Annotated in this window: 17 protein-coding genes and 1 pseudogene; 8 read left to right on the forward strand and 10 right to left on the reverse strand. The window is 41.7% G+C overall.

All coding sequences use genetic code 11. The features are described from left to right. Window positions 1–41 precede the first annotated feature (41 nt). Together A3775_RS24195 and A3775_RS24200 are read left to right on the forward strand one after the other, a co-directional pair. On the forward strand, window positions 42–209 hold the full coding sequence (locus tag A3775_RS24195; RefSeq protein ID WP_156481615.1) for a hypothetical protein: 168 nt from the start codon (window positions 42–44) through the stop codon (window positions 207–209). A 431-nt stretch (window positions 210–640) separates the two neighbouring features. Further along, window positions 641–1057: a hypothetical protein gene (locus tag A3775_RS24200; RefSeq protein WP_156481616.1), complete on the forward strand. Its 417-nt coding sequence runs from the start codon at window positions 641–643 to the stop codon at window positions 1055–1057. A gap of 68 nt (window positions 1058–1125) precedes the next feature. Here the strand turns inward: A3775_RS24200 and A3775_RS24205 are convergent, their stop codons facing one another. Together A3775_RS24205 and A3775_RS12135 are read right to left on the reverse strand one after the other, a co-directional pair. Continuing rightward, on the reverse strand, window positions 1126–1272 hold the full coding sequence (locus A3775_RS24205) for a hypothetical protein (RefSeq protein ID WP_156481617.1): 147 nt from the start codon (window positions 1270–1272) through the stop codon (window positions 1126–1128). Next, the gene (locus A3775_RS12135; protein WP_082803726.1) at window positions 1269–1847 is read right to left on the reverse strand and encodes a hypothetical protein; all 579 of its coding nucleotides are present in this window, start codon (window positions 1845–1847) and stop codon (window positions 1269–1271) included. Before A3775_RS12135 ends, A3775_RS24205 begins: the two co-directional genes overlap by 4 nt. Before the next feature lie 34 nt (window positions 1848–1881). On the opposite strand from A3775_RS12135, the gene A3775_RS24210 reads away from it, so the two are divergent. After that, entirely contained in the window at window positions 1882–2106 is a 225-nt protein-coding gene (locus A3775_RS24210; protein ID WP_156481618.1) for a hypothetical protein, read from the forward strand. 191 nt (window positions 2107–2297) lie between these two features. Then, window positions 2298–2570 carry a hypothetical protein gene (locus A3775_RS12140; RefSeq protein ID WP_066425133.1) on the forward strand — a complete coding sequence of 91 codons (273 nt, stop codon included), beginning with the start codon at window positions 2298–2300 and terminating at the stop codon, window positions 2568–2570. Window positions 2571–2760: 190 nt separating this feature from the next. Here the strand turns inward: A3775_RS12140 and A3775_RS12145 are convergent, their stop codons facing one another. From A3775_RS12145 to A3775_RS12175, 8 genes are all read right to left on the reverse strand, one after another. Beyond that, window positions 2761–3039: a hypothetical protein gene (locus A3775_RS12145; protein ID WP_066425134.1), complete on the reverse strand. Its 279-nt coding sequence runs from the start codon at window positions 3037–3039 to the stop codon at window positions 2761–2763. 107 nt (window positions 3040–3146) lie between these two features. After that, the gene (locus tag A3775_RS12150; protein WP_066425135.1) at window positions 3147–3419 is read right to left on the reverse strand and encodes a hypothetical protein; all 273 of its coding nucleotides are present in this window, start codon (window positions 3417–3419) and stop codon (window positions 3147–3149) included. A 107-nt stretch (window positions 3420–3526) separates the two neighbouring features. Beyond that, window positions 3527–3838, reverse strand: coding sequence for a hypothetical protein (locus tag A3775_RS12155; protein WP_082803727.1), 312 nt, complete (start codon window positions 3836–3838; stop codon window positions 3527–3529). A 180-nt stretch (window positions 3839–4018) separates the two neighbouring features. Beyond that, a complete protein-coding gene (locus tag A3775_RS12160) occupies window positions 4019–4522 on the reverse strand; it encodes a hypothetical protein (RefSeq protein WP_066425144.1) in 504 nt (167 codons plus the stop codon). Continuing rightward, complete coding sequence (locus A3775_RS24215; protein WP_156481619.1) at window positions 4509–4670, reverse strand: hypothetical protein; 162 nt, start codon at window positions 4668–4670, stop codon at window positions 4509–4511. The genes A3775_RS12160 and A3775_RS24215 overlap by 14 nt, the downstream gene beginning before the upstream one ends. After that, the gene (locus A3775_RS12165; RefSeq protein ID WP_066425145.1) at window positions 4667–5872 is read right to left on the reverse strand and encodes a hypothetical protein; all 1206 of its coding nucleotides are present in this window, start codon (window positions 5870–5872) and stop codon (window positions 4667–4669) included. The genes A3775_RS24215 and A3775_RS12165 overlap by 4 nt, the downstream gene beginning before the upstream one ends. A gap of 193 nt (window positions 5873–6065) precedes the next feature. Continuing rightward, a complete protein-coding gene (locus A3775_RS12170; protein ID WP_156481620.1) occupies window positions 6066–6509 on the reverse strand; it encodes a hypothetical protein in 444 nt (147 codons plus the stop codon). 135 nt (window positions 6510–6644) lie between these two features. Continuing rightward, window positions 6645–7292, reverse strand: coding sequence for a hypothetical protein (locus tag A3775_RS12175; protein ID WP_066425149.1), 648 nt, complete (start codon window positions 7290–7292; stop codon window positions 6645–6647). A 285-nt stretch (window positions 7293–7577) separates the two neighbouring features. Here A3775_RS12175 and A3775_RS24220 point away from each other — a divergent pair, with 285 nt between their 5' ends. The 4 genes and pseudogenes from A3775_RS24220 to A3775_RS12185 form a co-directional block, all read left to right on the forward strand. After that, entirely contained in the window at window positions 7578–7751 is a 174-nt protein-coding gene (locus A3775_RS24220; protein ID WP_156481621.1) for a plasmid partition protein ParG, read from the forward strand. Continuing rightward, a complete protein-coding gene (locus A3775_RS24650) occupies window positions 7748–8443 on the forward strand; it encodes a GIY-YIG nuclease family protein (protein WP_066425150.1) in 696 nt (231 codons plus the stop codon). The genes A3775_RS24220 and A3775_RS24650 overlap by 4 nt, the downstream gene beginning before the upstream one ends. A gap of 411 nt (window positions 8444–8854) precedes the next feature. Then, on the forward strand, window positions 8855–9025 hold the full coding sequence (gene psb34 / locus A3775_RS24225) for a photosystem II assembly protein Psb34 (RefSeq protein WP_156481622.1): 171 nt from the start codon (window positions 8855–8857) through the stop codon (window positions 9023–9025). A gap of 196 nt (window positions 9026–9221) precedes the next feature. Beyond that, window positions 9222–9538, forward strand: a pseudogene (locus tag A3775_RS12185) (hypothetical protein); the annotation flags it as partial.

Below are 9538 nucleotides of genomic sequence, written 5' to 3' on the forward strand. Positions count from 1 at the left end.
TTTGATGACGAGATTTTGTTACATGCACAAATAATTAGTTAATGTACAAGACAATCTTTAATATGCGATCGCCTGTGGTGGAGCATAATTTTGGCTTTTCCTCTAAGAATGGGAGGAGCAACAAGCGTACCCCTACGGGGAAGCAAGCTACGCGAACGGCGATAAGGAAGCGATTAGCCTTTGGCGATCGCCTATCATCTTATGTCTAACTTTGAGTTAATTATTTTACCTATATCGTGAACCAGACAGCATTCAATTGCATTTGTCCATTGCGGAAACCGCTCATTCATTTGATTTTGTGCTTTGATTCAAGTAAAAATACTTAATCCCAGAGATAGATACCAATTGTATATTTAGCCCCACATTGGAACGAGGTTGATAATAGTTTTTTAGCTAATCAAGTCCCTCTGGAGTAACTTTAATACCTTATTGTTCACCCCAAAAAGCAGAAGGAGTTACTTAATTATAGAGTGAAAATGAAATAGTAGATCATCAACTTGCTTTTGAGTTTTGTGTCATCGCTAGGAAGGTATCTCGGCTGTCACCCTGATAAAATTTCGAGCTTTAATTCAGACTGAAGCTTTGGCTCATGAACTTAAGAAAATAGCCTACAAATTATTAAAAAAGGAGCGTAGGCGTTATGGTAGTAGCACTAAAACGTATAGGCATGGCAGTATTGCTTACAGCATCAACCCTTGGAATGCTGCCTTTATCAACTTCTGCACAAGGCTCTATTACAAAAAAAACTGCGGTTATCAATCCTTTCCGTGTTTCTGCGGTAGAAGTGGGTAATCCGCATCCTAAACGTTCCCGTCGTTCATTTGGCAGACCATCCCGTGGTTCATTCGGTAGACCATCCCGTGGTTCATTCGGTAGACCATCCCGTGGTTCATTCGGTAGACCGTCCCGTGGTTCATTCGGTAGACCGTCCCGTGGTTCATTTGGCAGTCCAAGACGAACATCACCAAGACCATCAGTCTTTTCCGATAGACCATCGGAAGAGGGAGTTGGCATACCGGGTTATGGGATTGAGCCAAGATACCGATACCGTTGGTGAATTCCCCAAACAACTAAACTGAACCGATTAGTTCAGAAATGAAACGATTGAGAACCTTCTGAGCGGTTTTATACCCAGTTGCTTGCGAGAGCGATTTTTTTCGGGAAAGATAGGACGTAGACATAGACAATATTTAAGATGCGATCGCCTGTGGTGGAGCATAATTGTGGCTTTTCCTCTAAGAATTTTCTGGGTGGCGATCGCTCAAAAATCACTTAAACGGTTGCCCCCATCTTTCCCAGTTCTCCTTGTTGAAGGGCGATCGCCACTTCAAAATCAAGTTCAATTCTAATTCCTGCCGTGCTTTTCTTTGCACCGGTGCATCCCACCAAAATGCAGCGTTGACTGCTGTTGGCAACCCGTAACGATAATGTAAATCCTGGTAACTAGCAATGTAATCCTTGCAGTCGTGTATGCCCTTCCACCTCTTGCTACTGCGGCACGTCTCCCCCACGTACAAAATTAGTCCAGCCGCCGAGTCAACAATAAAGTAAAGACACGCCTCGCCGGGGCTATCTGCTGGCATTCTGTAAAACGCCATTGGCACAAGCTGTAGCAAAAGCGGGTCTATCGCCTCTGGGTCACAATACGCCGGGGCGATGTCAAACAGTGTTGCTTGTTTTGGTGCTTGACTTTGCCTCACCTGTTGCTGATATTCCACAATCTGCGCCTTCCACTTTGCTAGGGCATCAGCACTCATCACCAGTGTCTCTGTTCTAGGTGCTGGTGTGAGGGACAAATCTGAGAATAGATTTAGCTGCTTTTCTTCCAAGGTGATTACAGGCATCATCAACCAGTAGATTATCCCCCAGAACTGAATCGAGTTGGTAACGGGTTTAGGCTGTGGCGGCTTCTACGCCCTCAGTGTTGACCTCGCACCATCCCTGCTTGAGATTCTTAGAGGAAAGTTGAGTTTTCCTCTAAGAAATTCACGGGTAGTAATTTACACTATTAATCTCATTTCTAAACGACGAGAGAAACACCATTTATCAGCAGTGTCAATCATGAAGCGATGGTGCAAAGCACCCGCCAAAGGCGATCGCCTATGATGTTCATTGCTCTATTTACAGCGTAGATGCAGTTCCAAGTTCCATAACAGATATGTTAGTGAATTCCGTGTCACTATGCCTGTGAGTATAGCCATATATGAATAAGTTTTACAGTTTAATCTCCGCAATTAGATGCTGGAAATGAGATGTATCTGAATGTTTCAATCTATTAAAGAATTACAATTAAAATCATGGAAAATACATTAATTGATAAAACCTTCCGTGACAGTGATGGCAATATTGTTATCGCACAAATGCCAAATCTACCGCTTATTGTGTGGGTAGTATCTGGTTCACTATCTCTAATTTTTACTACTGGCAAGATTAATACAGTGTTTGATGTAGTAGCAAATGGCTCTTTATTTACCTGGGCTTGGATGGAATTATTTCAAGGTGTTAATTATTTTCGCAGATTTCTAGGTCTTGCTGTATTGATTGGTATTATCGCATCAAAAATTATCTAGTTGACGCGAAGCGATCGCCTGCGAGAAACTTACGCCGACTGCTGGAATTAGCCTATCCTGCCTCGCACTGTCCCTGCTTGAGATTCTTAGAGGATGACTCAATTTTCCTCTAAGAATTTCACTGATAGTAATTTATATAAGTAACTTGGCTTAGTGGAGCGATCGCTTGAATTGAGAATCTGTGTATACGCTAGTTTCTAGGTTTCATAATATAGAAAGGATGAATTAAAACCACCATCCAATAAGGATTAGGAACATCCTCAAGCTGTTGATAAAATTTGATTTGCTCTGCCTCAGTCCAAGCTTCAACTATTTCCAGGTTGCCGTGATAAAAGGCGTTAACAACCTCACCTAAACGTAACTCATCTTGAGTAATATAAACCCAAGCATGAATTTGACTTTTATAACGTTGCAAAATTCGACAATCTGCTATATCTGCCAAGGCTTCAAAATCAGAAATTGTAGTCATAGTGTAATATAGAATATTTTCTTAGAGGAAATTTAAAACAAGGATTGAGGGAGAGATGCCAAGCATTGGCTACCGTCAGCGCATCCCCCTTTTTAGGAGACAGTAGGCTAATACCCAGAGAGAAAATTTTCTATGAAACTCGTAGCTTTAATCATTGCCTCTACAATATTCGGCTCACCATGCCCCTTTGTGTTGTCTGATAAAACTTTTAAATCTTCACGGACGTGATAAAAATAGGTTTTATCACCAGAGGAATCAGGCTGAGAATAAGTAATTATTACCTCGAAGCCTTTGTAATTATCTTGAGAATGAATTGGACGGCCTTTAAATTGCAGAGTATTAGGTAAAGTCATAGTAATCCCCAATTGGTAAGCTTGCATTCTTAGAGGAAAATTTAGAGTGTTTTGAGGAAGCAATCGCCTTACCAGTTGGCTAGCGATCGCTCTCTTTAGTTACAGCTTAATCTTGGCTGTATTCTCTGTATCTTCTAAATACCAAGCTTCAAAGTCGTATCCATCCTCAGTTTTTTTTGGTAGTCATACTGCATACTTAATGATTCCGCCGCTTCGATAAACTCTGCTAATTCCCCATCACAATAACTGGGGTAGTCTTTTCCTATAGCATTAATAATTGATTTTGCTGCTAACCCAGTTTGAATTTCTACCAGTTGACTTTCATGTTGCCACGTTTGACAAACACGACAAGTGTAGCCCCAGCTATATTTTAAATTCCTGTAGTGATAGGTTTTCAAGTCGCAATTACGGCAATACAGAAACTTAAGTGAATTAAGTGTGTTCATTTGCTTTGATGAGTTGAGCTATTATTCAAGTGAATATATAGATAAAAGTTAGGAATAATTACTATACCTACAAAGTACATCAATACTAGAGACAGGACTAATGAATCTGCCAAAAATTCATTGTTGATTTTCAATTTAAATTTCATATTTTATTTGTAACTACATATTTATAATTCCCTTTTAGCCAAGAAAACTAATACATAAATAAGCTGCACTTGCTGTCAAAACGCACAGCACACCAATTATTAACAAACCTGCTCCAATTTCTGGCACTTCAAAACCTAGCCCTACTTCATTAAGAAAAATTACCTCAACACCCATACGCCGAAAATCACGCGCCACACGAGAGGCTTGTTCATACTCTGACTGGTCGGTTGGTGCAAGCCCTACAACTACCCGCCGCTTGGAGAATAGCCACAGCAATTTGGGGCCATAGAAAGCATAAAGCTCGGTCTGTGCAACGGCGTGAAAGATTGCATCGCGGGTCAACCACTTTTTAACCTCGTACACAGTCAACCAAGTGCTGATGTCAATTCGTCTGGTGGTTGATGGAGTTTTAACTGTCACTTCATCAGGGGCAGCGATAAACCACCATCTTTGTAATCGTTTTTGAATGAGTAGCTGTAAATCTCGTTCCGCCCAATAGTCGGGTAAGTAGCGATCGCAAAACTCAAGACTGTTCATGATGTTGACCTCCATCTAAGTCATCTGTGTAGATAATGAATCCCCGTCTTTCCATCTCGTTGAAAAACTTTTCTTCTAAAAGGCATAGGGTGTCATCTGGAATAAAACCAATAAAAATGCCAATCAGCATTTCCAATATGTTGTTCATTGATTTGCCTTCCTTTTAATTTCAATACCAGCGTCAGTCAGGATTATATGCAGTCTCGTTCTTGCGCTGCGGTAGCCACTACTATCACCGCTTTTATACCCCCACACTCTCAAAATGAGTGCTTTTTGATTCCTAATGGGTGGTTCATGGAAACAGTAGAGGTATCCTATCCAGTCGCGCTCTATCTGCCGAATTGCGCCGAAGGGGGGAAGCTTCGCAGAAGGTTCTACGAACTTCATCAGCCTTTCGTCGAACTGCTTGTTAGGTTCTGTCGAAATAGGCTCTGGTGTAGGATTTTCGCCGAAATTATTTAATGATTCGCTTCTTACTATCCGAAGGTTCGGCGGGTTCGATGATGGGTTAGTCGGAGGTTCGTCGAAGGGTGCGACGGCAGGTAAACGAACCATTTCTTGAGGCTTGAGCCATATCTGCACAGCCCCGCGCAGGGTGGCAAATTTGGGGGCTTCGGCTAATTCCATCTCTATGTGTAAATAATTAGCCCACTTCTCAATTGCCTTCTGCCCCCCATCCTGGGGTTTAAGTCGTGCTACCACATAGCCATCAGGGTCAATTGCTACTCCCTTAAACTCACAGACTACCCGCTTATTAAGCAACAATTCCATGCACCGCCGCACCAGGATAATTTCAAAACTAGAACCTTCGGGAAGTGCCGGGGCTTCATACTGTGCAAGTAGCGATCGCAAATCATCAATTTCCGATTCTAATAATTCGATTCTTGACTGATATCGAGCGATCGCTTCCTCAGTTTCCTCTAAGAATTTGTGCTTGTCTTGTTCTAGTTCAGAATTAGCTGCCTCAATACTGGATTGCAATTCTTGTTGTTGTTTAGATAATGCTTGATTTGCCGCATCTATTTGTTCTTGTAGTTGCTTTTCACGGGCAATAATAGACGATTCCCTATCATCCAATTCTTGCTGCTTACTTCGTGCCAATTCTTCAAGTTTACGGGGTAGAATTTCAATTTCTGAATTGAGTCTTTTAACCTCGCGGATTAAATCAGTGCGGCGTGAGTTTAATTTAGCAATAGTTGCAAATATATTAGGTGAAATTTTCCAATAAATTAGCCCACACGATAAACCTAGCAACCGAGCATATAAGCTATGCTTCTCATCCAGCGCAGGATAGGCAACAGCAGCAGCAAGATTAATTGATGCTAGCAAGTATTGTAATGGGCGTTTCATTGTCGTTTATTCAGCGATAAGATTAAGCCTATAATTATTAAAATGACGCTGGGTATTGTGGGTATAAGTAGCATTTTGTTGGTGAAATATACCCACCTCAATAAATCAGCTAACAAAGATGCAAACATTAAGAAAGTGGTGGTTAATACCACCACATATAGAGTAGGATTCATTGGATAGTGAATAGCGAGGATTATTTACTGACTTTTTCCTTGGTTTTACTGGTCACAGTTCCTACTAAATCAATAACCTGAGATTCTGTAGGGGCAATGGCTTTTATAGAAGTTGGACTAATACCAACACCGTAGGATTTTTTCACTAATCTTTGTCGCCATTCAACCTCATTTAATACCCCTGCGGCCTGAGTACCTTTAAGGTTGGTTTGTGCGATCGCTAATTTCTCCTTATCAGTTTGCAACTTAACTTTCTCAGTCTCTAACTGAGTTTCTTGACGTTGTGCCTTAACTTCCTGCTTATCAGCCCATTTTTCAGCAGCTTTGGTTTTAGCACGTTCACCACGTAGGAGATGCGATCGCTGTTTCCCCTTTTCAATGTGTACATTAGCCTGATATGTCATCTCATCAATCCATTCTGTCTGAGTGGCTTGATTGTTCTGGGTAGTTGTCTTTGTAGCCATGTTGATCAATCCTGTAGTTGTAGTTGTAAAAAAGCGATTCACCCCAGGCGTTTAGGTATCCTGCAATAGTGAATTGTGCAAACCAAATCAAACCGAGAGCGATCGCAACGACAAGCCTGTGAGCAGAGAGCCACTTTAAGACTTTTGGCGAGTTCGAGAATTCATCGCCTTTCCCAAATTTGCGTGTACATTCGATATCCCAGCTTGTACAGTTGTGGTTAATTTTTCGGCGTACCGTCCCACCAAAGCATTAGCGTTAGCTGTTGCAGCTTGATCAATCAAATCAAATAGGTTATCAACGTTTTGACCAAGTTCATCAATTCTGGCCAAGCCTTGCTCTTGGAGAATGATTGATGATTCATCACAAATTTCTGCTTCTACTGGAATTTGCGCCAAAACTTCAGCAGTGGGTGCATCAACACGTTGTGGCGGAATTCGGTTATATTTCTGCCAAACTTTATCTTTATAAGCAGCAATCCCAATGCGGTTAGGATTATTCTGCATCAAAGGCTTTCCGTCATCGTTGCGGAGAATTATATTATCTGGGCTACGTACTGGAACTTTAGGCGAAATTGCCTCCTGTAACTCAAAGAATTTTTCACGGGCAGTAGCTGTATATCTTTCCCCATCCTTTAAATCAGCTACACACCACCACCAAATTTCTTCCAGCTTGGGAAACCAATTAGTTCTGATATTGGTGTCGGAAGTACCAAGTTCACGCGCTAACTCTACTGCTGTGTAAGTTAGCTGCTCAATTGCGTTGGTATTAGTTTTTGTAACCATTTCTTACCTGTGGTTCAAATAAGCATCTTGCATCTTGGGAGTACATTTCATTGCACCCTTGGCATCTATGCAAGATTTGAATTACCTAGTTCTTGCTCACAACCCTCATCAATCAGGCATGACAAAGCTTTGAAGATTGCAAGGGGCTTGCATTCACTTGGCTATAATGCTAAGTTTACCTATATAGGTAAGTTAAGTCAATTAGCCTAGTTGCCTAATTTGCTAAACATTTGCTTGGTGACATAATTAAGCAAGATGCAGCTATATATAAAGTAGGTAAGCTAAGTGACTGAGCCGAAAAACGAGGACAAAACAGTAAAACTCGTGGTCTTTTTGACAGACGACGAAAGAACTCAGTTCAAAATTGCCTGTGCTAAACACAAAATTTCTATGAGTCAACAGGCGAGGGAATTGATAATCAATTGGATGAAGCATACCAGCAGTGAACTTAACCAATGATTAATCCATCAGAAATAGACCTCAAATCATTGCCTTGGCTGCCATTAAGTGCAAAAACTGCATTTCCTAAAAACCCAGCTATATACTTTGCCATTGACTCTACAGGCAGAGTTCAATACATTGGTCGTTCCGTCAACCCTAAAGTTAGATGGCAGAGTCATCACAAATACGGGCAATTAGAATCCATAGGAAATATTCGGATTGCATATCTTTTTGTTGATTCGGCTGACCTGCTACCACAGATTGAGATGGCATTGATTGAGTGGTTTGATCCTCCGTTAAATGTTGCATCTAAGCCAGTTAGGAACTCGGTTGCTGAAGGCAGGACTAAAAAAGATAAAAGGCTAACTATTCCCCGACTGGGGAAATTTTACAAAGATTTACTAAAAATTGATGCCAGGATAAATGGTAGATCCATACCTGTACAGGCTCAAGAACTGCTTCACAGCAAGCTGGAAGAAAGGGAAGCTGTTATTAAAAATAGGATTGAATATCTCGCTAGACAGCGAGGTGTCACTTTTGATGAGATGTGGTTTCAGGTAATTAACGGGACTGCTCAGAAACAAGCTGGTGATGAATTGACTTACAAGCCAGGGGATGAGGGTTCATTTCTTAGAGGAAAACAGGCGATGCCTTTGACAAGGCGATCGCTGGTCAGGGGTGCGATAACCGTTGGCGCAGCCTCTCGTTAGAGAAGGTTTAAGCTTCGCTTATCGCTGGTAGTAAAAGATGGAAAGGCAGCATTAGAAAAGTGAACAGACTGAATCGCCTTTGCGTTTGAGTTCAGAGGAAGCGATCGCATCCACTTGCATCTAAGATTTCCTCTAAGAAAATCACATACCCAAACCACCTGAAAATCAGCCTCAGCCTATTGAGCAGCCAAAGCTGTTATTGCTCTTACTCATATTCTTTAGCCTCTGACACTGCGCGGAGTGCGACGGCGATCGCACCCACTGTAGGCATCGCTTTTTTCCTCTAAGAAAATGCTCCAATATAAGTAGCTCTTATTACAGCTATTTACTATTCCTGTCAAGTATTGTTGACAGTTTGTAACAATATTGTTAAATTAGTTTACATAAAGTAACAAACGAAGAGAAAAAACTATGTATACCACCGTTAACGAAGCAGGCATTTTAAATAATTACGCTAATGAACCCCAGATGTATTACGCTAACTACCCCACCCAAGAAGAGCAACGTCAATATGCTGTGCAGGGTGCATTCGCTACATTACTGGTTACTACATTGATTTTGGTTGCCTTGGGTGTTAGCTAATATTTGTAAATTTCGGTATCGCTGTATCTCATCGTTATTCGGACTTCCTCTATCAACCTCGGTATTTAACGCCGGGGTTTTTTGCTGGGTTTGATACGAGCGATGCCTGCGGCGGGCGTAGCCATCGCCTATAGTGGGTGCTTTGCACCATCGCCCAAGCTTCTATCCTGGAATTAGAATGCACTGAAATTGACCAATGGTAAACGTCAATCCAGAACGAAGCGTTGCGTATACTTGGGGGTCTACACCCGAAGAACGGCTGATGTCGTTTCCATCTGACAGCTACATAGAAAGTGCTAACGAAGCGTATTTTCGAGCTATTGATGTGCAAGCCCCAGCGTCTATTTTATTTCGGTGGTTATGCCAACTGAAGATAGGTTCTTACAGTTATGATTGGTTAGATCAGCTTGAACGCCTATTTTTTCAGGTAGGTGACTCAATCCCTGCTCACCCCAGCCCAGAACAACTGCTGCCCGGTATGGAAAATTTGGCAGTGGGTCAAAGATTTATGGG

This window comes from Anabaena sp. 4-3 (assembly GCF_001597745.1).
Taxonomy (GTDB): Bacteria; Cyanobacteriota; Cyanobacteriia; order Cyanobacteriales; family Nostocaceae; genus Trichormus.